This window comes from Kitasatospora phosalacinea (genome assembly GCF_000717185.1).
GTDB classification, from domain to species: Bacteria; Actinomycetota; Actinomycetes; order Streptomycetales; family Streptomycetaceae; genus Kitasatospora; species Kitasatospora phosalacinea_A.
Genome location: NZ_JNYE01000039.1, coordinates 20,202 through 41,692, shown reverse-complemented (window position 1 = coordinate 41,692; position 21,491 = coordinate 20,202). Strand labels below are relative to the sequence as shown.

The 21,491-nt window shown below is 76.1% G+C and carries 22 protein-coding genes; 11 read left to right on the top strand and 11 right to left on the bottom strand.

The genetic code is table 11. From position 1 onward, the window contains the following. Nucleotides 1-7: 7 nt before the first annotated feature. The 3 genes from OO57_RS42670 to OO57_RS18360 all read right to left on the bottom strand — a co-directional run bounded on the left by OO57_RS42670 (nucleotide 8) and on the right by OO57_RS18360 (nucleotide 2,587). Nucleotides 8-520 carry a hypothetical protein gene (locus OO57_RS42670; RefSeq protein ID WP_033253601.1) on the bottom strand — a complete coding sequence of 171 codons (513 nt, stop codon included), beginning with the start codon at nucleotides 518-520 and terminating at the stop codon, nucleotides 8-10. Between the two features lie 78 nt (nucleotides 521-598). Next, complete coding sequence (locus tag OO57_RS18365) at nucleotides 599-1,651, bottom strand: 3-oxoacyl-[acyl-carrier-protein] synthase III C-terminal domain-containing protein (protein ID WP_033253600.1); 1,053 nt, start codon at nucleotides 1,649-1,651, stop codon at nucleotides 599-601. Nucleotides 1,652-1,909: 258 nt separating this feature from the next. Further along, the gene (locus OO57_RS18360) at nucleotides 1,910-2,587 is read right to left on the bottom strand and encodes a substrate-binding domain-containing protein (RefSeq protein ID WP_234337395.1); all 678 of its coding nucleotides are present in this window, start codon (nucleotides 2,585-2,587) and stop codon (nucleotides 1,910-1,912) included. A 38-nt stretch (nucleotides 2,588-2,625) separates the two neighbouring features. Here OO57_RS18360 and OO57_RS18355 point away from each other — a divergent pair, with 38 nt between their 5' ends. The 8 genes from OO57_RS18355 (at nucleotide 2,626) to OO57_RS18320 (ending at nucleotide 10,758) form a co-directional block, all read left to right on the top strand. After that, the gene (locus OO57_RS18355; protein ID WP_234337394.1) at nucleotides 2,626-3,402 is read left to right on the top strand and encodes an IclR family transcriptional regulator; all 777 of its coding nucleotides are present in this window, start codon (nucleotides 2,626-2,628) and stop codon (nucleotides 3,400-3,402) included. Between the two features lie 154 nt (nucleotides 3,403-3,556). After that, entirely contained in the window at nucleotides 3,557-4,771 is a 1,215-nt protein-coding gene (locus OO57_RS18350; protein WP_051777916.1) for a 4-hydroxybenzoate 3-monooxygenase, read from the top strand. Between the two features lie 26 nt (nucleotides 4,772-4,797). After that, nucleotides 4,798-5,832: an amidohydrolase family protein gene (locus OO57_RS18345; RefSeq protein WP_033253598.1), complete on the top strand. Its 1,035-nt coding sequence runs from the start codon at nucleotides 4,798-4,800 to the stop codon at nucleotides 5,830-5,832. Between the two features lie 29 nt (nucleotides 5,833-5,861). Further along, complete coding sequence (gene ligK, locus OO57_RS18340) at nucleotides 5,862-6,548, top strand: 4-carboxy-4-hydroxy-2-oxoadipate aldolase/oxaloacetate decarboxylase (protein ID WP_033253597.1); 687 nt, start codon at nucleotides 5,862-5,864, stop codon at nucleotides 6,546-6,548. Further along, complete coding sequence (locus OO57_RS18335; RefSeq protein WP_199811281.1) at nucleotides 6,548-7,474, top strand: amidohydrolase family protein; 927 nt, start codon at nucleotides 6,548-6,550, stop codon at nucleotides 7,472-7,474. The genes ligK and OO57_RS18335 overlap by 1 nt, the downstream gene beginning before the upstream one ends. 5 nt (nucleotides 7,475-7,479) lie before the next feature. After that, on the top strand, nucleotides 7,480-8,784 hold the full coding sequence (gene ligA, locus OO57_RS18330; RefSeq protein ID WP_081973776.1) for a protocatechuate 4,5-dioxygenase subunit alpha: 1,305 nt from the start codon (nucleotides 7,480-7,482) through the stop codon (nucleotides 8,782-8,784). Between the two features lies 1 nt (nucleotide 8,785). Beyond that, on the top strand, nucleotides 8,786-9,760 hold the full coding sequence (locus OO57_RS18325) for a Gfo/Idh/MocA family oxidoreductase (protein ID WP_033253595.1): 975 nt from the start codon (nucleotides 8,786-8,788) through the stop codon (nucleotides 9,758-9,760). Continuing rightward, complete coding sequence (locus OO57_RS18320) at nucleotides 9,757-10,758, top strand: aldo/keto reductase (protein ID WP_033253594.1); 1,002 nt, start codon at nucleotides 9,757-9,759, stop codon at nucleotides 10,756-10,758. Before OO57_RS18325 ends, OO57_RS18320 begins: the two co-directional genes overlap by 4 nt. 12 nt (nucleotides 10,759-10,770) lie before the next feature. Here the strand turns inward: OO57_RS18320 and OO57_RS18315 are convergent, their stop codons facing one another. Beyond that, nucleotides 10,771-11,331, bottom strand: coding sequence for a DUF664 domain-containing protein (locus OO57_RS18315; protein WP_033253593.1), 561 nt, complete (start codon nucleotides 11,329-11,331; stop codon nucleotides 10,771-10,773). A 187-nt stretch (nucleotides 11,332-11,518) separates the two neighbouring features. Here OO57_RS18315 and OO57_RS18310 point away from each other — a divergent pair, with 187 nt between their 5' ends. After that, on the top strand, nucleotides 11,519-12,103 hold the full coding sequence (locus tag OO57_RS18310) for a DinB family protein (RefSeq protein WP_033253592.1): 585 nt from the start codon (nucleotides 11,519-11,521) through the stop codon (nucleotides 12,101-12,103). Between the two features lie 13 nt (nucleotides 12,104-12,116). On the opposite strand, the gene OO57_RS18305 is transcribed toward OO57_RS18310, so the two are convergent. Further along, the gene (locus OO57_RS18305) at nucleotides 12,117-12,800 is read right to left on the bottom strand and encodes a hypothetical protein (protein ID WP_033253591.1); all 684 of its coding nucleotides are present in this window, start codon (nucleotides 12,798-12,800) and stop codon (nucleotides 12,117-12,119) included. A gap of 483 nt (nucleotides 12,801-13,283) precedes the next feature. Then, the gene (locus OO57_RS18300; RefSeq protein ID WP_033253619.1) at nucleotides 13,284-14,495 is read right to left on the bottom strand and encodes an MFS transporter; all 1,212 of its coding nucleotides are present in this window, start codon (nucleotides 14,493-14,495) and stop codon (nucleotides 13,284-13,286) included. Nucleotides 14,496-14,594: 99 nt separating this feature from the next. Here OO57_RS18300 and OO57_RS18295 point away from each other — a divergent pair, with 99 nt between their 5' ends. After that, on the top strand, nucleotides 14,595-15,680 hold the full coding sequence (locus OO57_RS18295) for a DUF5937 family protein (RefSeq protein WP_033253590.1): 1,086 nt from the start codon (nucleotides 14,595-14,597) through the stop codon (nucleotides 15,678-15,680). A 70-nt stretch (nucleotides 15,681-15,750) separates the two neighbouring features. On the opposite strand, the gene OO57_RS18290 is transcribed toward OO57_RS18295, so the two are convergent. The 5 genes from OO57_RS18290 to OO57_RS45650 form a co-directional block, all read right to left on the bottom strand. Then, entirely contained in the window at nucleotides 15,751-16,317 is a 567-nt protein-coding gene (locus OO57_RS18290; RefSeq protein WP_033253589.1) for a hypothetical protein, read from the bottom strand. A 76-nt stretch (nucleotides 16,318-16,393) separates the two neighbouring features. Then, complete coding sequence (locus tag OO57_RS18285; RefSeq protein ID WP_033253588.1) at nucleotides 16,394-17,089, bottom strand: TSUP family transporter; 696 nt, start codon at nucleotides 17,087-17,089, stop codon at nucleotides 16,394-16,396. Further along, nucleotides 17,086-18,381 carry an MFS transporter gene (locus OO57_RS18280; RefSeq protein WP_051777922.1) on the bottom strand — a complete coding sequence of 432 codons (1,296 nt, stop codon included), beginning with the start codon at nucleotides 18,379-18,381 and terminating at the stop codon, nucleotides 17,086-17,088. Before OO57_RS18280 ends, OO57_RS18285 begins: the two co-directional genes overlap by 4 nt. A 140-nt stretch (nucleotides 18,382-18,521) precedes the next feature. Next, complete coding sequence (locus tag OO57_RS46825) at nucleotides 18,522-19,361, bottom strand: SDR family NAD(P)-dependent oxidoreductase (protein ID WP_033253587.1); 840 nt, start codon at nucleotides 19,359-19,361, stop codon at nucleotides 18,522-18,524. Then, the gene (locus OO57_RS45650; protein WP_033253586.1) at nucleotides 19,358-20,656 is read right to left on the bottom strand and encodes a flavin-containing monooxygenase; all 1,299 of its coding nucleotides are present in this window, start codon (nucleotides 20,654-20,656) and stop codon (nucleotides 19,358-19,360) included. The genes OO57_RS46825 and OO57_RS45650 overlap by 4 nt, the downstream gene beginning before the upstream one ends. Nucleotides 20,657-20,790: 134 nt before the next feature. Here OO57_RS45650 and OO57_RS18265 point away from each other — a divergent pair, with 134 nt between their 5' ends. Beyond that, nucleotides 20,791-21,438, top strand: a complete 648-nt coding sequence (locus tag OO57_RS18265) for a TetR/AcrR family transcriptional regulator (protein WP_033253585.1) — start codon at nucleotides 20,791-20,793, stop codon at nucleotides 21,436-21,438. Nucleotides 21,439-21,491 lie beyond the last annotated feature (53 nt).

Below are 21,491 nucleotides of genomic sequence, written 5' to 3'. Positions count from 1 at the left end.
GCGGTGGTCATCCGCGGGCTTCCCAGCGGGCGCCGGGGCCGACCACCAGGCGGCGGCTGGAGGGGAGGCGCAGCACCCAGTCGGGGGCGGTGTTCGGGGTGTGGTGGGCGGTGGGGAAGACGCTGAGCCGGTGGTCGCCGAACTCGACCAGGGCGTCCCAGCCGGGTTCGGTGATCCGGACGTCGGTGATCTCGCGGCCGACCAGCACCCGCAGGTCGGCGACCAGGCGCGGGACGGCGTCGCCGGAGGCGGCGGCCACGACGGGCCCCTCGGGGCCGGTGCGGTCCAGGCGCCAGGCGGGGCTGCCGACGGTCAGCCAGCGGTACGCGAGGCCGTTCCGGCCGTTCGGCCGGCGGTGCGTCAGGGCGAGCAGCAGCGCGAACCGGCCCTCGCTCTCGGTGGGCACGTGCACCGAGGTCACCTTCCCGCCCTGCAGCACGGCCAGCTGCCGCCGTAGGGCGGGGAGGTCGGTGGAGGCGTCGGGGTACAGGTCGGGGGCTGGGTCCGTCTGGGTCGTCACCGGCCAAGTCTCCGCGCCGGGCCCGGTGCCGTCCAACCGTTATCGGCGCGCCGCGTCCGGGGGTTGACGCCGGGCCGGTCAGGTCCAGGTCACCAGGAGGGCGGCGGCGGTGACGCCGGGGCCGAGGCCGAACAGCAGGCCCCGGTCGCCGGGGCGGGGCGGGGTGCGGTGGGTGCGGTCGAGGACGGAGAAGACGGTGGCGCCGCCGAGGTTGCCCTCCTCGTGCAGGACGTCGCGGGAGTGGCGGACGAAGTCCTCGTCGACGCCGAGGGCCTTGGCGAGGCGGGTGAGGATGGCGGGGCCGCCGGGGTGGAGCAGGCCGAAGGCGAGGGGGCCGTCGGCGTGCCGGTCGAGCCAGTCGAGCAGGGCGGGGGCGAGGTCGGTGACGGAGCGCAGCGAGTCGCGGGTGGAGGCGAAGTGGTCGCCGCGTTCGTCGGTGTGCTTGCGGTAGCGCTGGACGGTGTGCGGGAGGGTGTGTTCCCAGGTGTGGTCGATCCGCAGGGCGGGGGCGGTGCCGAGGGGGCGGGCGGCGACGAGGGTGGCGGCGACGGCGTCGCCCCACAGCGCCTTGTAGATCTGGTCCTCCAGGGTGCGGTCGGTGTCCTGGTAGAGGGCGGAGAGGAATTCGCCGACCAGGACGAGGACGGTGTGGTCGGGGTGGCGGGCGAGGTGCTCCTCGGCGAGGACGAGGGCGAGGGCGCCGCCGGCGCAGGCGGCCTGGGTGAGGCTGCGGATGCGGGTGCCGGGGCGCAGTCCGAGGTCGTTGAGCAGGTGGGTGCCGAGGCCGGGGACCTTGTCGGCGGTGGCGCTGGAGACGACGACGCAGTCGATGTCGGCGGGGGTGAGGCCGGCGTCGGCGAGGGCGGCGGTGGCGGCTTCCAGGGCGGCGCGGCGGACGGTGTCGAAGGTGTCGTCCTTGCGGCGGACGGTGTCGCGGGCGGCGACGACCTCTTCGTAGGGGGCGAGGTAGCGGCGGGTGCCGGGCAGGTTGCCGAGCGCCTTGCGGATCGCCTCGCGCTGGGGGTGGTCGGGGTTGCGGGCGAGTACGTCCTCGCGGATGCGGGCGGTGTCGACGGTGTGCGGTCCGCGGACGAGCGCGGGGCGGGCGACGTGGGCGGTGGTGCTGGGCATCGGCGGGACTCCCCCGGGTCGGCGCGACTGGGCCGGGCGGCCGCGTCCGGGAACCTTCCGCGCACGGTCGCTCGGTGTACGCACGGGCGCGTACGGGATCATCGCAGCCCTTCGCCGCCCTCCCGTCAACCCCTTCCCGGGGGGCCGGGCTTCCGGGCCGGTTCAGCGCGGTGCCGCTTCAGCACGGGGCCGGTTCAGCACGAGGCCGGTTCAGCACGGGGCCGGTTCAGCACGAGGCCGGTTCAGCACGGTGCCGGTTCAGCGCGGGACGTGCGGGCGCATGCCGCGGGCCAGGGCGGCGGGGGCGGCCGCGTCGGAGGCGAGCAGGCCGAGCAGGTCGAGCAGGGCGCGGGCGGGGCCGGGGCGGGGGGAGGCGGTGAGGACGGCGGCAGCGAAGGTGGAGGTGATGGCGGTGTCGCCGGGCAGCGGGCCGAGGACGCGGACGCCGGGGAGGCCGGCGAGTTCGCTGTGCTGCTGGAAGGCGAGGTCGGCGCGGCCGTCGGCGAGCAGGGTCCCGGCGGGGGTGCCGGGCGGGGCCTGGAGGAGGCGGACGCGGCCGGCGAGGCCGAGCCGGTCGACCAGGGCGAGGAGGGCGGTGCCGCTGGGGCCGGTGGAGTGGGCGACGGTGCGGGCGGTGGTGAGCAGGGCGCGCAGGTCGGCGACGGTGTCCAGGGCGGCGGGCGGTGCGTCGGCGGGGACGGCGGCGACGGTCGCGGAGTCCCACAGCGGCCGGGGCGCCCCGGCGAGCCCTTCGGCGTGCAGCGCGGCGAGCGCGTCGGCGGCGAGCACGGCGAGGTCGGCGCTCGCGCCGTCGCGGATCCGGCGGGCGGTCTCGACGCCGCCCGCGGCCTCGAAGCGGACGGCAGGGGGCAGCAGCGGGGCGAGGTCGGCGAGGACGGGGCGGACGGCCATCGAGGTCAGGGCGAGCAGGTGCACGGGGGTTTCCTCCACGGGCGGGGTGCGAGACTGGCGGGATGAGCGGGATGGGTGCGAACCGGGTTACGGCGGCGGGCAAGGTCCTCCAGGTGCTGGCGGTGTTCGACCGCGAGCACCCGTCGCGGACGCTGTCGGAGATCGCGCAGTGCACGGGCCTGGCGGTGAGCACGGCGCACCGGGTGGTGGCGGAGCTGGCGTCCTGGGGCGCGCTGGAGCGGGCCGAGGACGGCTCGTGGCACGTGGGGCTGCGGCTGTGGGAGATCGCCTCGGGGTGTCCGCGGACCCAGATCCTGCGGGACGCGGCGCTGCCGTTCATGCAGGACCTGTACGAGGCGACGCACGAGAACATCCAGCTGGCGGTGCGCGAGGGCACCGAGCTGGTGTTCGTGGAGCGGATCGCGGGGCACCGCTCGGTGGAACTGCTGACGATGGTGGGCACCCGCTTCCCGGTGGCCTCGACCGGGATGGGCCGGGTGCTGCTGGCGCACGCGCCGCGCGAGTTCCAGGAGGAGGTGCTGGCGGCGCCGCTGCGCGCCTGGACGCCGCACACGGTCACCGACCCGCGGACGCTGCGGGCGCAGCTGGACCTGATCCGCCGGGAGCAGGTGTTCGTGAGCGACCGTCAGCTGTCGGAGAGCACGGTGGCGGTGGCCGCGCCGGTGCGGACCGGCCGGGCGGGTCCGGTGGGCGCGGCGCTGGGGATCGTGGTGGCGGCGCGCGGCGCGGAGCGGGCGCGGGGGTTGCGGGAGCCGCTGCTGCGGGCGGTGCACGGGATCTCCGAGGAGTTGGGGCGGCGGGCCCGCACGGCACTCTGACGGGTCCAGTCTGCGCGGCGGGGGAAGCCGGGCGCAGGGCGTTTCCGTCAGGCGGAAAGGGTGCGGACGGGCGGTGCGGCGGGCTGCCAACGTTCGGGGCGGGCCGGACCTCGTCCGGGCCGCCACCCTCACCCCGCCGCGCCCTGGAGCCGTCATGCCCGAATCCGTCGTCGACCCGGTCGACACCGTCACCGAGGTGCCCGTCGCGGTGGTCGGTGCGGGGCCCGCCGGGCTGATGCTGGCCCACCGGCTGGGCCGGGCGGGCGTGGACGCGGTGGCGCTCGACCTGCGCACCCGGGAGGAGATCGCCACCACCCACCGGGCGGGCATCCTGGAGGCGGACGCGGCCCGCGACCTGGTGGAGACCGGGGTGGGCGACCGGATCCTGCGCGAGGGCCACGAGCACGGCGGCACCGAGCTGCGCTTCGGCGGCCGGGCGCACCGGATCGACTTCCGCGAGCTGGTGGGCGCCTCGGTGTGGCTGTACCCGCAGACCGAGGTCTTCACCGACCTGGCGGACGCCCGCGAGCGCGACGGCGGAACGGTGCACTTCGGCGTCCGCGGCACCGAGGTGCTGGACGTGGGCACCGACCGCCCGCGGGTGCGCTTCACCGCGGCGGACGGGACGCGGCACGAGCTGCGGGCCCGCTACGTGGTCGGCGCGGACGGTTCGCGCAGCACCTGCCGCGGCCTCGTCCCGGAGGCGCTGCGCACCCGCTACGGCACCGAGTACCCGTTCGCCTGGTTCGGCGTGCTGGTCCGGGCCCCGGCCAGCGCACCGGAGTTGGTGTACGCGCACTCGGAGCACGGGTTCGCGCTGATCAGCCGGCGGACGGAGTCGGTGCAGCGGATGTACTTCCAGTGCGACCCGGACGAGCGGACCGAGGACTGGCCGGACGGGCGGATCTGGGAGACCCTGCAGGCCCGGGTCGCGGGCGAGGACGGTTTCCGGCTGGTCGAGGGCCCGGTCCTGGAGCGGTCGGTGCTGCGCTTCCGGTCCTTCGTGCAGGAGCCGATGCGCTGGGGTTCGCTGCTGCTGGCGGGCGACGCCGCGCACACCGTGCCGCCGACCGGCGCGCGCGGGCTGAACCTGGCGCTGCACGACGTCAAGGTGCTGGCGGGCGTGCTGCTGCGGGCGCTGGGCGCCGAGGGGGAGGCGGCGCTGGCCGACTACCAGCCGCTCGCGCTGCGCCGGATCTGGCGGGCCCAGCACTTCTCGTCCTGGATGACCCGCCTGCTGCACACCGCGCCGGACGCCTCGCCGTTCGAGCTGCGCCGCCAACTGGGCGAGCTGGACGGCGTGGTGGGCACCCGCGCGGGCCGCGCGTACCTGGCCGAGCAGTACACCGGCTGGCCGGCCTCCGCCTGAATCCCCCGACTTCCAGGAGACTTCCCGTGATCATCGACGCGCACGGCCACTTCACCACCGCCCCGCCGCAGCTCGCCGCCTGGCGCGAGCGCCAGAGCGCCGCCGCGGGCGACCCCGGCAGCGCCCCCGACCCTGCCGACCTGCGGATCTCCGACGACGAGCTGCGGGAGGCGATCGAGTCCAACCAGCTGCGGCTGATGGACGAGCGCGGCACCGACCTGACGGTCTTCTCGCCGCGGGCCAGTTTCATGGCGCACCACGTCGGCGACTTCGCGGTCTCGGCGGCCTGGGCGCGGATCTGCAACGACCTGGTGCACCGGGTCTCCGTGCTGTTCCCGGAGCGCTTCGCGCCGGGCGCGATGCTGCCGCAGTCGCCGGGCGTCGACCCGGCGAGCTGCCTGCCGGAGCTGCGGCGGGCGGTGGAGGAGCTGGGCGCGGTCTCGGTGAACCTCAACCCGGACCCGTCGGGCGGGCACTGGAGCGCGCCGCCGCTGACCGACCGCTGCTGGTACCCGCTGTACGAGGCGCTGGTGGAGTACGACGTCCCGGCGATGGTGCACGTGTCGACGTCCTGCAACCCGGCGTTCCACACCACCGGCGCGCACTACCTGAACGCCGACACCACCGCGTTCATGCAGCTGCTGCAGGGGAACCTGTTCGCGGACTTCCCGACGCTGCGGCTGGTCGTCCCGCACGGCGGCGGCGCGGTGCCCTACCACTGGGGGCGCTTCCGCGGGCTGGCGCAGGCGCTGGGCGGGCCGACGCCGGAGGAGCTGGTGGGCACCAACGTCTTCTTCGACACCTGCGTCTACCACCAGCCGGGCATCGACCTGCTGGCCTCGGTGGTGCCGTCCGAGGGCGTGCTGTTCGCCAGCGAGATGATCGGCGCCGTCCGGGGCGTGGACCCGCTGACCGGCCACCACTTCGACGACACCCGGCGGTACGTGGACGCCACCGACCGCCTCACCGACGCGCAGCGGGCCGCGGTGTACGCGGGCAACGCGCTGCGCGTGCACCCCCGGCTGGCCGCCCGCCTCGCCGCGCGCCCCGAAGTCCGCTGACCGCCCCCGACCCCCAGGAGGAGAGACCCATGCACACCGAACTCGGTGTCGTCCGCACGAAGATCGAGCGGCCCGACCCGGCCGCGGTGGCCGCGCTGGCGGCCTTCGGCACGGCCACCGTCCACGAGGCGATGGGCCGCACCGGCCTGACCCGCCCGTACCTGCGCCCGGTGTACCCGTCGGCGCGGCTGTGCGGCCCGGCGGTCACCGTGCTGCTGCAGCCGGGCGACAACTGGATGCTGCACGTCGCGGCGGAGCAGGTCCGGCCGGGGGACGTGGTGGTGGCGGCCTGCACGACGGAGAGCGAGGACGGGTTCTTCGGCGAGCTGCTGGCGACCTCGCTGCGCTCCCGGGGCTGCGCGGGCCTGGTGATCGACGGCGGGGTGCGGGACGTCGCGGACCTGGCGGCGATGGACTTCCCGGTGTTCTCGCGGGCGGTCAACGCCCGGGGCACGGTGAAGGCCACCCTGGGCTCGGTCAACGTGCCGGTGGTGTGCGCCAACGCGCTGGTGCGGCCGGGCGACGTGGTGCTGGCGGACGCGGACGGCGTGGTAGTGGTGCCGCGCGAGCGGGCCGCCGAGACCGCCGAGGCGTCGGCGCAGCGGGAGGCCAACGAGGCGGTCAAGCGCGAGCGGCTGCGCGCGGGCGAACTCGGCCTGGACATGTACGCGATGCGCGGCCCGCTGGCCGAGCTCGGCCTGCGCTACGAGGACTGATCACCGTGGACCAGCAGAAGACCCCGGGCTGGCTGGACTGGCACCCCTCCCCCAGCCGCCCCTCCCTGGAGCTCCCCGCGGGCGCGGTGGACGCGCACTGCCACGTGTTCGGCCCGGCGGCCGCGTTCCCGTACGCGCCGGAGCGCAAGTACACGCCGTGCGACGCCTCCGCCGAGCAGCTGTTCGCCCTGCGCGACCACCTGGGCTTCGCCCGCAACGTGATCGTGCAGGCGACCTGCCACGGCGCCGACAACCGGGCCCTGGTGGACGCGCTGCGCCGCTCCGGCGGCCGGGCCCGCGGCGTGGCCACCGTGAAGCCGGGCGTGTCGGACGCCGAGCTGCGCGAGCTGCACGGGGCCGGGGTGCGCGGGGTGCGGTTCAACTTCGTGCGCCGCCTGGTGGACGTCACCCCGCGCGCGGACCTGTGGGACGTGGTGGAGCGGATCGCCCCGCTGGGCTGGCACGTGGTGCTGTACTTCGAGGCCGCCGACCTCGCCGAGCTGCGCGAGTTCTTCCTGTCGATCCCGGTGCCGCTAGTGGTCGACCACCTGGGCCGCCCGGACGTCTCCGAGGACGTCGACGGCCCGGAGTTCGCCGGGTTCCTGTCCTTCCTGCGGGCCCGGGACGACGTCTGGTGCAAGGTCAGCTGCCCGGAGCGGCTCTCGCTGGCCGGCCCGCCCGCCCTGGACGGCGAGCGCGACGCGTACCGGGACGTGGTGCCGTTCGCCCGCCGGGTGGTCGCGGAGTTCCCCGACCGGGTGCTGTGGGGCACCGACTGGCCGCACCCCAACCTGAGGGACCACATGCCGGACGACGGCCTGCTGGTCGACTTCCTCTCCCATGTCGCACCCACCGCCGAGCTGCGCCGGCGGCTGCTGGTGGACAACCCGATGCGCCTCTACTGGCCCGAGAACGAAGGGAGTTGACCGGCATGGCGATCGACCGAAGCTACCGGCTGGTCCCCGGCACGACGATCTTCGACGCCGAGCAGTCGGCCCGCGGCTACCACCTCAACCAGTTCTGCATGTCGCTGATGACGGCCGAGAACCGGGCCGCGTACCTGGCCGACGAGCGTGCCTACCTGGACGCCTGGCCGCTGCGCGAGGAGCAGAAGCGGGCCCTGCTGGAGCGGGACCTGAACGCGGCGATGCGCGAGGGCGGGAACATCTACTTCCTCGCCAAGTGGGGCGCCACGCTGGGGTTCTCGTTCCAGCAGATGGCGGGCTCGATGACCGGCATGACCGAGCAGGAGTACCGGGACATGATGGTCTCCGGCGGCCGTTCGGCCACCGCCCCGACCAGCCGGATCGACCACGCCGTGCTGGAGGCCGCGCACGCCGCCGACACCCCGCCCGCCGAGCACGCCGCCGTCTCGGCCGCCGTGTTCACCTCGCACGTCCCGGCGATCGGCGCCGCGCTGGACCACGGCAAGGCCGGGGAGCCGTACTGGCAGCCGGTGTTCGCGGGCTACGAGCACTCCCGGCGGTGGGCCGCCGAGCACACCCCCGACGTGGTCGTCCTGGTCTACAACGACCACGCCAGCGCCTTCGACCTCTCGCTGGTCCCGACCTTCGTGCTGGGCACCGGCGCCGCCTACCCGACCGCCGACGAGGGCTACGGGCCGCGCCCGGTGCCGGGCATCGAGGGCGACCCGGAGCTGGCCGCGCACCTGGCGCACTGCCTGATCCAGGACGACTTCGACCTGACGCTGGCCAACGAGATGCCGGTCGACCACGGGCTGACGGTGCCGCTGTCGCTGCTGTTCGGCGAGGTGGAGAAGTGGCCGTGCAAGGTGATCCCGCTGCACGTCAACGTGGTGCAGTACCCGGTGCCGTCGGGGGCGCGCTGCTTCGAGCTGGGCCGGGCGCTGCGCCGGGCGATCGAGTCCTACCCGCGCCCGCTGGACGTCCAGGTGTGGGGCACCGGCGGGATGAGCCACCAACTGCAGGGCCCGCGCGCCGGGTTGATCAACCGGGAGTGGGACAACGCCTTCCTGGACCGACTGGTCGCCGACCCGGCGGGCCTGGCCCGGGTGCCGCACCTGGAGTACGTCGAGGAGGCCGGCTCGGAGGGCATCGAGCTGGTGATGTGGCTGATCGCGCGCGGCGCGCTGAGCGACGTCGACGACGGCGGCGGCGTGGACGTCGAGCACCGCTTCTACCACGTCCCGGCGTCCAACACGGCCGTCGGCCACCTGATCCTGAACAACCACCGCCGCCCTGCCGAGGAGAACTGACATGAGCAAGCAGCAGCCCCTGCGGATCGCCCTGGCCGGTGGTGGCGCGTTCGGCGCCAAGCACGCCGCGGCGCTGCGCCGGATCGAGGGCGTGGAGGTGGCCGCGGTGGTCTCCTCCTCGCTGGACAGCGCCCGGAAGTTCGCCGCCGAGCAGGGCGTCGCCCGGGCGGCGGGCAGCCTGGAGGAGGTGTTGGCGGCGGACGACGTGGACGCGGTGATCCTGGCCACCCCAACGCCGCTGCACGCCGCGCAGACGCAGGCCTGCCTGGCGGCGGGCAAGCACGTGCAGGTGGAGATCCCGGTCGCGGCCTCGCTGCCGGACGCCGAGGCGTGCGTCGCGGCGGCCGAGCGCACCGGCCTGGTCGCGATGGCCGGGCACACCCGGCGCTTCAACCCCAGCCACCAGTGGGTGCGGCGGCGGGTCGCGGCGGGCGCGCTGACCATCCAGCAGATGGACGTGCAGACCTACTTCTTCCGCCGCACCAACCTCAACGCGCTGGGCCACAAGCGCAGTTGGACCGACCACCTGCTGTGGCACCACGCCGCGCACACCGTCGACCTGTTCGCGTACCAGACCGGCTCGCCGATCGTCCGGGCCAACGCCGTCCAGGGCCCGGTCCACCCCGAACTCGGCATCGCGATGGACATGTCGGTCCAGTTGCAGGCGGCGAGCGGCGCGATCTGCACCCTCTCGCTCTCCTTCAACAACGACGGCCCGCTGGGCACCTCCTTCCGCTACATCGGCGACACCGGCACCTACCTGGCTCGCTACGATGACCTGGTGACCGGAGAAGACGAACCGATCGACGTCAGCGGCATCGACGTCTCGCTGGACGGCATCGAACTGCAGGACCGCGAGTTCGTGGCCGCGATCCGCGAGGGCCGGGAGCCGAACGCCTCGCTCGCCCAGGTGCTGCCCTGCTACCGCACCCTGGCCGACCTGGAACGGCAGCTCGCCGAGCCGGTGGGCGCATGAACACCCTCCGCAGGATCGGGCCGTTCGAGGTCCCGGCCGTCGGCCTCGGCTGCATGAACCTCAGCCACGCCTACGGCACCGCGCCCTCCCCGGAGGACGGCGCGAAGCTGCTGCTGTCCGCCCTGGACGCGGGCGTCACGCTGTTCGACACGGCCGCGCTGTACGGCTTCGGCGCCAACGAGGAGCTGGTCGGCCGGGTGCTGGGCCCGCACCGTGAGAAGATCGTGCTGGCCTCCAAGTGCGGCATGACCGGCGTGGACGGGCGGCGCGTCATCGACGGCCGCCCGGAGACGATCCGGCGCACCGCGGAGCGGTCGCTGGCCCGGCTCGGCACCGACGTCATCGACCTGTACTACCTGCACCGGCTCGACCCGGCCGTCCCGGTCGAGGAGAGCGTCGGCGCGCTGGCCGAGCTGGTCGCGGCGGGCAAGGTCCGCGCGATCGGCCTGTCCGAGGTGTCGGCGGCCACCCTGCGCCGGGCGCACGCGGTGCACCCGGTCGCGGCGCTGCAGAACGAGTACAGCCTGTGGACCCGCAACCCGGAGCGCGGCACCCTGGCCGCCACCCGTGAACTCGGCGTCGCCCTGGTCGCGTTCAGCCCCGTCGCGCGCGGCTTCCTGACCGACGCCCCGCCGCGGATGGCCGACCTGCCGCCCGGCGACATCCGGCACGCCATGCCGCGCTTCACCGACGCCCACTACCCGGCGAACCTGGCGCTGCGCGAGCAGCTCGCCGCGCTGGCCGCCGGGGCGGGCCTGACGGTGGCGCAGCTGGCGCTGGCCTGGGTGCTCTCCCGCGGCGAGCACGTCGTCGCCATCCCGGGCACCCGCTCGGTCGACCACCTGCGCGAGGACGTCGCCGTCCTCGGCCTGGACGTCCCCGCCGAACTGCTGGCGGCGGCCGACCGGGTGCTGTCCGACGCGACCGTGCACGGCTCGCGCTACCCGGAGGCGACGCTGCCGGAGATCGACACCGAGCGCTGCGGCGCGGCGGGCTGACGGGCCCTCACCTCATCCGGCGGGGCGCCACGGCTCGACCCACGGATCGGCCCACTGCTCGACGGCGGCGAGCAGCGGGTCGAAGGTGGCGCCGTCGACGCCCTCCCGGATGAGGTCGGCGTGGCCGCCGTGCCGGGCGGTCTCCTCGATCAGGTGCAGCAGCACCCAGCGCACCGACCACTCCTCGACCCCGGCGGGGACCCAGGGCGCCCCCGGCGGGACGGGCACGGCCTGGCCGAGGTCGACGACCTCGGCGATCACGGCGTCGGTCCGCCGGGCCGCCGCCGCGTACGCGTCCAGTGCCCCGGCCAGCGTCTCGTCCGGGGCGAGCCGGAACTCGTCGTCCTGCGGCTGCGGCCCCTGCTGCCGCAGGACGAGGTCGGTCCAGAAGCCCTCGCAGCGGGCGGCGTGCTTGATCAGGCCGCCGATGCTCAGCTCTCCGGCGGACGCCGCCGTCCGGGCCTGTGCGTCCGTCAGTCCGTGGGCGGTCGCCCGGAGCGCGCGCCGCTGGTGGGCGAGGTAGGCGGTCAGCGCCGTGCGCTCGTCGGGGACGGGCGGGACGACTCTCGGCACGGTGGCATCCTCTCGATCTGCAAGATCTTGCAGAAACTTTCAGGCGCACCCTACTGCCACACCTGCCCTGGATCCACACTCCACCGGAAACTCGCAGAACCGCCCACCAATCTCCTTGCGCAAGGCTATGAAATTTCTTTCACGCAAGGCTTGACCGCTCCCCGCTCCGGGCGAGAGGGTCTGCCCCATGCCCGCACACGTACCGCCGATCGCCGACGAGCGCGAAGGTCTGCTCGCCTACCTCGCCCAACAGCGCCAGGCCCTGCGCGCCACCGCCCACGGCCTCACCGAGCAGCAGGCGCGGACGGCGCCCACCGCCAGTGCCCTGAGCATCGGCGGCCTGATCAAGCACGCCGCCCGCTGCGAGGCCGGCTGGACCGACCTCGTCCTGCAGCGGCAGCGCGGCCCGCAGCGGGCTGCCGACGAGGACGACTCCGCCGAGTTCGCGCTCACGGAGCGGGAGACGCTGGCCGGGGTGCTGGACGCGTACGCGGCGGCGGCCCGGGAGACGGACGCGGTGGTCGCCGCGGTCGCCGACCTCGGGCAGGCCGTGCCGGTGCCCCGGGGGCTGCCGTGGTTCCCCGCCGAGGTGGAGAACTGGTCGGTGCGCTGGGTGCTGCTGCACCTGATCGAGGAGACCTCCCGGCACGGCGGCCACGCCGACATCATCCGCGAGACCATCGACGGCGCCACCCTGTTCCCCCTGCTGGCCGCGGCCGAGCGCTGGCCCGACCCGTGGTTCGAGCCCTGGCAGCCCCCCGCCGCCGACTGAGCGGGCCGCCCGCTCACCCGTCGGCGGGCAGCACCGCCACCGAGGCGGAGGTGGTGCGCAGCCGCACCCGGTGGTCGGCGTCGGGCTGCGCGGGCAGGCCGATCCGGACGTCGGCGGAGACCTGGTCGGAGTCGAACGCGTAGCCGCTGTCCCGCTCCGGCAGCCGCAGCGCCACCGAGGCTGAGGCGGACTCCACGGTCAGCTCGCCGGGCGGGGCGGCGAAGCCCAGGTCGGCGCTGCCGGAGCGGATCGACACCGTCGCGTGCTGCGGGCGCAGGCCGACGGCGGTGCAGCGGATCGACGCCAGCGACAGCGCGAGGTCGCCGCGCAGCCCGGACAGCGCGATCTCGCCGGACTCCTGGCGGACCGTCAGCGCGGTGCCCGCCGGGACGGCCAGCCGCAGCCGCCCGGCGCACCGGTCGAACGCCCCGTCGCCGTCGGCGGCGCACCGCACCGGCACGGCGCCGTCGCTCCCGGCCGGGCCGAGCCCGACCAGGCCGGGGCGCTGCGCCCCCTCGGGCAGGTACTCGGCGGTGGCGGCGGGCCCGTCGGCGGCGACGATCTCGACCCGGCCCGACACCCCGTCCAGCAGCAGCGCCCGCGGACTGCCCGGCAGCGCCTGCGGCCCGTCCGCCGCGCCGTCCGCCCCGCCCCGGTCGGTGAGGGCCACCGCACCGGCCCCGACCAGCACCAGCACGGCCGCGGCCGCCGCCCACGGCCGGGCCCTCCCCCGGCCCCGCGGCGGGCGGGCGGGCCGCGGCGGGACGGACGGCCGCGGCGGGGCCGCGGGGGGCGGGGGGACCGGCGGCTGCGGATCCGGGTTCGGCTGCGGCTGCGGCTGCGGCTGCGGGTTCCGGTTCGGCTCCGGCGGAGCGGGCTCACTCATGCCCGGCCGTGTGCCCGCTCCCGGCCGGCGCATTCCCGGCCCGGCCAGTAGGAGCTGATCAGCCCGCGCGAGACGCCCGCCTGCTCGGTGCTGTCGGAGCCGGTGGCCTGCTGGAAGCCCTTCCCGGCCAGGACGTCGACGGCCGCGGTGAGGGATCCGCTTGCGGGAGGCTTCCGCAGTCGGGCGTCGGCACGGGCGGAGCGGGGTGAGACGCGGGCTCCCGGGTCGTGGTCGCCGGGACGGTTGACTGCACAGCCGTTCGGTCGACCGGACCGGGGTGCGCGGCGGGGCCCCTCACTGCCGCCCGGTGCGGTGGACGGCGCCCGCGGCGGCGAGGGTGGCGGCGGCCAGCGCGGGCCAGAGCGCGAGCGGGGCCAGGGCGGTGATGACGGCCGGGGAGAGCGCCAGGCCCAGGCCGGTGGAGAACTGCAGGCGGGAGAGCGCGCGGCCGAGCCCGCCGGGCGGGGCGAGGGCGGTGACCAGGGGCGTGGCGCTGCCCGCGTAGAGGATCTCGCCGAGGGTGCACGGGACGGTCACCAGCGCCACCGCGAGCGGGCCGAGCGCCGTGGCCGGCAGGAGGGCGAGGTAGCTCGCGGCGAGCACCGCCCCCGCCAGCGCCAGCACCTTCGCCCGCGGCCAGCGGGCGGCCGCCCACGCGGTGACCGGCACCTGGAGGGTGACCACCAGCACGGTGTTGGCGACGAACACCGCGGCGGGCCAGGCCGGGGAGGCGTGCAGGACCGTCACCAGCACCAGCGGCACCGCCACTTCGGGCACGTTGAGGCAGAACACGTACACCGCGTTGGCCAGCAGGACCGTCCGCAGCCGCCGCGTCCCGCCGCCCTCCGGCGCGGGCCCGGGGGCGCGGCCCGTCCGCCCGGCGGTGACCCGCACCGAGCGGGCCAGTGCAGCGGCGGCCAGGAAGCCCGCGCCGGAGGCCGCGGCCAGGGCCCGCAGGGCGGGGGCGCCGCCGGTCAGGCAGCCGGTGGCGAGCAGTGCGCCGAGGCCGAGCCCCGCGTTGCGGACGGCGCGGGCGGCGGCGAGCGCGGTGTCGCGCAGGCCGTCCTCGGCGACGGTGGTGACGAGGGCGGCGTGCGCGGCGGGCCAGGCCTGGTTGCCGATGCCGAGGAACAGCGCGGCCAGCGCGAACAGGGGGACGCTCCCGGTCGGCGCGGCCAGCAGCGCGGCCACGCCCGCGACCCGCACCAGCATCGCCGCGGCGACGGCGGTGCTGCGGGCGCCCCGGTCCAGCCAGCGGCCGAGCGGCGGCATGCAGGCCAGGCCCGCGACGATCCCGCCGGTCATCGCCAGTCCGGTGGTGGCCGCGTCCAGGTGCAGCACCGAGAGGCCGTAGAGCAGCAGGAACGGGCGCAGCAGGCCCGAGCCGAGGGCGTCGACGAGCAGGGCGGTGGCGTAGCGCGGGCCGCCGCCCGCCCGGACGAGCCGGCGGAGGGTCGGGCGCGGCGGGCGCGGCGCGGCAGTGGCGGGGGCGGGGGCGGTGGTCATGGCGCCACGGTGCGGGCGGGGCGGCGGGGTGGTCACGTCGGTTGACGCTTTCCGTCAACCGACGGCGGGCCGGTACCCGTGAGCGGCGAGAATGCGGGGGTGACCCTGCGCATCGACCTCGCCGGGACGCCGCCGGAGCGGATCCGGTTCGGCGTCTCCCCGCTCGCCGAACTCACCGCGATGCTGCACGTGCTGGCCTCGCCGGAGCACCACCCGCAGCTCGCCGGGTGGGCGGCGGGCGTGTGGGCGGGGCTGCGGCCCGAGCTGGCCGAGCGGCTGCGCGAGGCGGAGTTCCTGTGGCGCTCCTCCCGGGCGGACTTCCTGGTCCCGGCCCGGCCGCGGGCCACCCTGGAGGCCGAGCTGGACGAGGTGGACGCGCTCGACGACGAGCGGTACGCGCACGCGGCGCTGGTCACCACCTGCGGCTCCAACCGGCGCACCTTCGCCGACCGCTCCCCGCTGCACGACCCGGCGGCCCGGGCCGCCGCGCTGGAGCGGGCGCAGGCCCGCGGTCCCGCCCAGGAGGCGTTCGCGGAGCGCCTGCTGTCCGATCCGGCGGCGGTCCGGGCCCGGGTGCGGGAGACCCTGGAGCTGTGCGCGGGGGCGTTCTTCGACGCGGAGTGGCCGACGCTGGCGGCCCGCCTGGGCCGGGACGTGCGGGACAAGACCGAGCTGTGCCGCCGTCAGGGCCTGGCCGCGGCCCTGGCCGGGGTGTCGACGGCGGTCGCCGTGACGCCGGACGGCGGCTCGCTGGTCCTGGACAAGCTGCAGGACTCCACCGCGCAGGCGGGCCCGGCCGGGGTGACCTTCCTGCCGAGCGTGTTCGGCCACCCGCACCTGGTCGCGGTGTACGCCCCGGGCTGGCAGCCGGTGGTGCAGTACCCGGCGGCGGGCGGGGAGCGCCCGGCGGGCGTCCCGCTGGAGGCGGTGGGCCTGCGCCTGGCGGCACTGGCCCACCCGGTGCGGCTGCGCCTGGTCCGCACGCTGGCCCGCGGCCCGCACACCACCGGCGAGCTGGCCCGGGCCTGGGAGCTCACCCCGCCGGAGGTCTCCCGCCACCTCGCCGTGCTGCGCCGGGCGGGCCTGCTCACCGCCCGCCGCCGGGGCCGGCACGTGCACCACGTCCTCGACCTGGCCGCCACCGGCACGCTCGGCACCGACCTGCTGGCGGCCGTCCTGCGCTGACCGTCCTGCGCTGACCGTGCCGCGCCGGCCGTCCTGCACCGACCGCCCTGCGCCGGGCCCGGTCGGGGCGCTAGTCGGGGGCGAAGGCGGTGAAGAGGGCGCAGCCGGCCAGGACGAGCAGCAGGACGACGGCGGTCGTGCGGCTCGGGGCGTCGGGGCGGGGGCCCAGGCGGGTGTCGACCACGCCGCGCGGGTCGCGGGTGACCTGGAGGTGGTCGCCGAGCGCGGGGTGGGCCTTCTTGGTCTGGATCTGGTGGAGCACGGAGCCGTCGGCGAGTTCGACGTCCACGGCGGTCACGGACGGGCCGCGGCCGTTCATCGGGTCGGAGGTGACGACGGCGCGCACGACCGTGCCGTCCGAGGTGACGCCCCGGTCGTGCAGGATCTGCTGGTCCTGCACGCCGAGGCCGAGGATGGAGAGGACGATCCAGGTCGAGAGCACGCCCGTCAGGCCCAGGGCGGCCGCCCCCTCGTCCTCCTTGCCCATCCGGGCGATGCCCGCCACGCCGAGTGCCAGGACCAGCAGGAACCCGAGGGCGCTGGCCGGGCCGTGCCCGTCGCCCCGCAGGGCCGTCAGCCCCCACAGTGCGAGCACGGCGAGCGCCCCGCCGCCCACGCCCCACAGTGCCTTCTCCACGGCCTCACCCCCGCCCGTCCCGTACCCCGCGGGGAGGTCGTCGACTCCCTTGGCGGGGAATGTTTCTGACGGAGAGTCAGATCGCGGTGGCGATGAGCGCGAGCGCGCCCGCGCAGGAGACGGCGAGGACGCCGGTGCGGGTGGCGGCGGGTGACAGGCGCGGGGAGAGCGCCATGCCCGCGGCGGCTCCGGCGGCGAGGGCGGCGAGCGTCGGCCAGCTGGGCGGGGTGACGCCCAGCAGGGCGGCGGTGGCGAGGTTCTGCACCAGGAAGAAGGCGTGCAGGGTGGCCCGGGCCTCGCGCGGGGCCCAGCCCGCGTTGGCGGCGTACAGGCCGATCGGGGGGCCGCCGACGCCGCCGATGACGTTCAGTGCGGCGCTGCCGAGGCCGCTGGCCCAGGCTCCGGCGGGGCGGCGCAGGAAGGCGGAGCGCAGGCCGGAGGCGAGCAGGGCGCAGCCGGCGAGGACGCCGCAGCCCGCGGCGACGGCGAGGATCCGGGTGTCGAGGCGGCCCAGCAGCCAGCTGGCGAGGGGTGCGCCGAGCAGGGCGGGGAGCAGCAGCCGTCCGGCGTCGCGGGGGCGGGCGTGCCGCCAGTCGCGGGAGAGCGGCAGCAGGGAGGCGAGGACGGCGAGCAGCAGGACGGCGGGGACGCCGCGGTGCGGGCCGAGGGCGGCGATCAGCGCGGGGGCCGCCACCAGGGAGAAGCCCATCCCGGTGGCGGCCTGGGCGAACGCGCCGAGGGCGACGGCGGCGACCGCGATCCCGCCGGTCACCGTGCCGCGTCCAGGGCGCAGCGCCGTTGGAGGGCCAGCGCGAGGGCCATCAGCGCGGCGGGCAGCAGGGTGAATCCGGCCAGCAGGGCGGTCCGGGCGCCGTCGCTCTGGACGGCGTGCTCGCCCGCGGTGCTGGAGGCGAAGCCGCCGAGGGCGAGGACGGCGGAGTACAGGTAGGGGCCGACGGCGGTGCCGGTGGCTTCGGTGGCGGTCCACACGCCGGTGTAGGCGCCCGCTTCGGCGGTGTCGGCGGCGGCGACGGCGTCCGGGAGCATGGCGAACGCGAAGAGCTGGAGCCCGGCGAAGGCGGTGCCCATGGCCATCACCACGGCGGCGGTGGCGGCGGTCCGCGCTCCCCCGTCGAGCAGGGCGGCGGCGGGCAGCAGGAGCAGCGAGCCGGTGGCGAAGACGCCCTGGGAGAGGAGCAGTCCGCGCTGCTTGCCGTTGCCGGGCCGCCGGGACCAGGCGCTCCAGGCGGGGCCGGAGAGCGCGGCGGGGGCGAGGAAGAGGCCCATGAACAGGGCGGTCAGTGCGCTGCGGTGGAAGACGTGTTCGGTGACGTAGGGCAGGGCGGCCAGGAACAGGTGGGTGGTGGTGCCGGTGAACAGGTAGGAGAGCACCAGGGGGCGGAAGTTGCGGTCGCGCAGGGCGGTGCGCAGGTCGGCGCGGGTGGAGTGCCCGGCCCGTCCGTCGGGCGTCTCGAACCCGCACTCGTCGGTCAGTCGGCGCACGCCGCGCAGGGCGACGGCGGCGGAGGCGGCCATGGCGACGGCCAGCAGCAGGGCCATCCGGGTGTAGTCGGCGCGGGTGCCGCCGGAGGTGAGCGCGGGGGCGGCGACTCCGGCGGCGAGCAGGCCGAGCGTGAGCAGCGCCATCCGGTACATGAAGACCCGGGTGCGTTCGTGGTAGCCGACCCGCAGGTCGGAGGGGGTGGTCAGGTAGGGCACCTGGAAGGCGGCGAACAGCAGGTTCCCGACGGTGAACCAGCCGCCGACCCAGAGCGCGGCGCCCGCGCCGCCGAGTGCGGACGGGACGCTGAACATGGCGGTCATCGCGGCGCCGAGCAGCAGTCCGCCGCGCATCATCCGCCGCCGGTGGCCGTCGCGGCGGGCCTGGCGGTCGGAGCGGGAGCCGAGCAGCGGGTGGACGACGACGTCGACGGCCTTGGGCAGCAGCAGGGCCGGTCCGGCCAGGGCGGCGCTGACGCCGAGCACGTCGGTGAGGTAGTACAGCAGCAGCAGTCCGGGCACGGTGACCCAGACGCCCATGCCGACCGACCCGGTGGCGTACAGGGCGAGCGCCCTGCGCCCGGCTCCGGCCCTCTCCCCCGCCCCCTCCCCCGCCCCGGCGGCAGCTCCGGCGGCAGCCCCGGCCCCGGCCCCGGCCCCGGCAGCAGCCCCGGCCCCGGCAGTAGCTCCGGACCCGGCCCCGGTCACTTCGTCCCCCGGTTCCGGGCGACGACCCCGGCGGCGAGTTCGGCGCCGTCGAAGGCCCCGGCGGCGGCGCGGGCGGCCAGGGTGCGGGCGACGATCCGGTCGGTGAGGGCGGGCAGGTGGCGGGCGAGGAAGAACTCGACGGCGCCCTTGCGGGTGGTGGTGAGGTCGCGGTGCGGGCGGGTGGAGAAGGCGGCCCTGCCGATCGCGTCGAGCACGCCGTCCAGCGGCTCGTACACGCTCATGCCCTCCAGGGAGAGTCCGGCGGCCCTGGTGGAGTCGTGGATCGGGCTGCGCACCGCGGAGGGGTAGACGCAGGTGACGCCGACGTGGGTGCCGAGTTCGAGGCGCAGCGCGTCGGCGTAGGCGACCATGGCGCGCTTGGAGGCGCCGTAGGCGGCGGCGAGCGGGAGCTGCATGACGGCCATCCGGGAGGTGACCATGACGACCCGGCCGCGGGCGGCGACCAGGGCGTCGACGCAGGCGGCGGTGGTGCGCCAGGTGCCGAGCAGGTTGATCTCCAGTTGGCGGCGGACCTCGGTGCCGGGGGCGTGCTCGGCGGGGGCGGGGCCGCCGGTGCCCGCGTTGTTGACCAGGACGTCGAGGCCGCCGAGGGTCTCCAGGGCTTCGGCGACGGCCCCGCGCACGCTGTCGTCGTCGGTGACGTCGCAGTGCAGCACGGGGAAGGGCTCGTCCCCGCCGGGGCGCAGGTCGAGTCCGAGGACGTGCGCCCCGGCGGCGGTGAGGCGGGTGCCGAGGGCGCGTCCGATGGTGCCGGAGGCACCGGTGATCAGCACGCGGCGGCCGCGCGGGTCCTGGCGCCGGTTCAGTACGGTCACGGGGTCTTCTCCTTCTGCGCGCGGCGGGCGCCGGCCTTGAGTTCGCGGGGGACGGCGGCGACGTACCGGTCGAAGTCGATCCGCATCATCGGCCGCTTGTCGCCCCAGCGCCGGACGGCGGCGGCGTGCGCGCGGCGGACGTGCGCGCGCTGCTGCTCGGCGCTCGGGAGGGCGTAGCGTCCGGCGAGGTGGGCGGCGACCAGGCGGCCCTGGGCCTCGACGACGGGGAGCGCGGCACCGGTGGACTGCATCAGGCCGACGAAGCTCAGCGTGGGGTCGTCGAGGTGGAACACCCGCTGGTAGAGCGGCAGTTGCTCGGGGTCGGGGCCGCTCCAGCGCTCGTCCAGGAAGGGCAGGGTGACGCGGTAGCCGGTGGCCCAGACGATGACGTCGACCTCGTCGGAGCGTCCGTCGGTGAAGTGCACCCGCCGTCCGTCGAGCCGGGCGATGCCGGGGCGGGCCTCGATCTCGCCGTGGGTGAGGCGGTGCAGGACGGTGTCGCTGATGGTGGGGTGGTTCTGGAACAGGCCCCCGGCGGGTTCGGGCAGCCCGTAGCGGCCGGGGGTGCCGACGGCGAGCTTGAGCACGGCCTGCGCGACGGTCTGCCGGATCCGCCAGGGCAGGACGGCGAGCGCGCCGCCGGTGGCGTCGGCGGGGCGGCCGAACAGGTACTTGGGGACGATGTGGGTGCCGTGCCGGGCGGAGAGCAGCACCGGGCCGTCGGCGACGTAGGAGGCGTCGACGGCGACGTCCATCGCGGAGTTGCCGGTGCCGACGACCAGCACCCGCCTGCCCGCGTACGCGTCGGCGCCGCGGTGGTCGTGGGCGTGCAGCTGGGTGCCGTCGAAGTCGCCGGGGTAGCCGGGGCTGGGCCACTTCGGGTCGCGGTTGTGGCCGTTGGCGACGACCACGGCGCCATACCGCTCGCCGTCGACCCGCCAGCCGTCCGCGTCCCGAACGACGTGCTCGACGGTCGTGCCGAACCTGGTCCTGGGGGTGATGCCGAAGTGGTCGGCGTAGTCGGCGAGGTAGCCCGCGACCCGGGCGGCGGACGGGTAGTCGGGCCACTCCTCCGGCATCGGGAAGTCGGCGAACTCGGTGCGGCCCTTGCTGGTGTTCAGGTGCAGGCTGTCGTACGCCGGGGAGCCGGCCGGGCCGTCGTCGCCCGCCCACAGGCCGCCGACGCGGGTGCCGCGTTCCAGGACGGTGACGTCCAGCCCCTGGTCGAGCAGTGCCTTGGCGGCGGCCAGTCCTGCCGCGCCGGCGCCGATCACCGCCACCCTGGTCGAGCCCATGCCGGGTGCTCCTCTCGTGGAAAGGCGCTCATTCAATCGAATGATGGAGTCCGGCACAATGGGGGTTGACCTGGGAGTTTCCTCTCCGTCATCTGATTGAGTCCGGGCCCGGGTCTGCGCTATCCTCGGTGCCCATGAGCGCCCTGCCCGGGGACGGCCCCCGCGAACGCATCCTGGCGACCGCCACCCGGCTGTTCGCCGAACGCGGCTACGACGCCACCAGCACCCGGGCGATCGGCGACGCGGTCGGCCTGAACATCGCCACCGTCGCCTACCACGTCGGCGCCAAGCCGGAGCTCTACCGCGAGGTGATGCGCCGCGCCCACCTCGCCCAGCGCCGGGTCGTCGCCGAGGCCCTGACCCGCCTGCACGCCTGCGGCCCCACCCCCGCCGAGACCCGGGCCGCGCTGCTCGCCTTCGTCGACGACTACCTGACGTTCTGCCTGGAGCACCCCGAGGTCCCGGCGCTGTGGATGCGCCGCTGGCTGGCCGAGGGCGCCGACCACTCCGACATCGAGAGCGAGTTCGCCGGGCCGCTGGTCGCCGAGGTCGCCGCCGCCGTCCGGGCCGTCCTCGCCCGGGCCGGGCTCGGCCCCGACGCGGACGTCGAGATGCTGGTCTTCACCATCGTCTGGACCTCGCACTCCTTCGGCCAGGCCGGCGTCATCGACCCCGCCGGAACGCGCCGCGGCCCCCTCGACCTCCCCGTCCTGGAGCGCTTCCGCCGCCACCTGCACACCGTGGTCACCGCCGTCCTCGACCAGGGCGCGCCCGGCACCTGACGCAACCTCAGCCGCCCGCCCCCCAGCCCTCCACCGCGGCGCTCCCCCGCCGA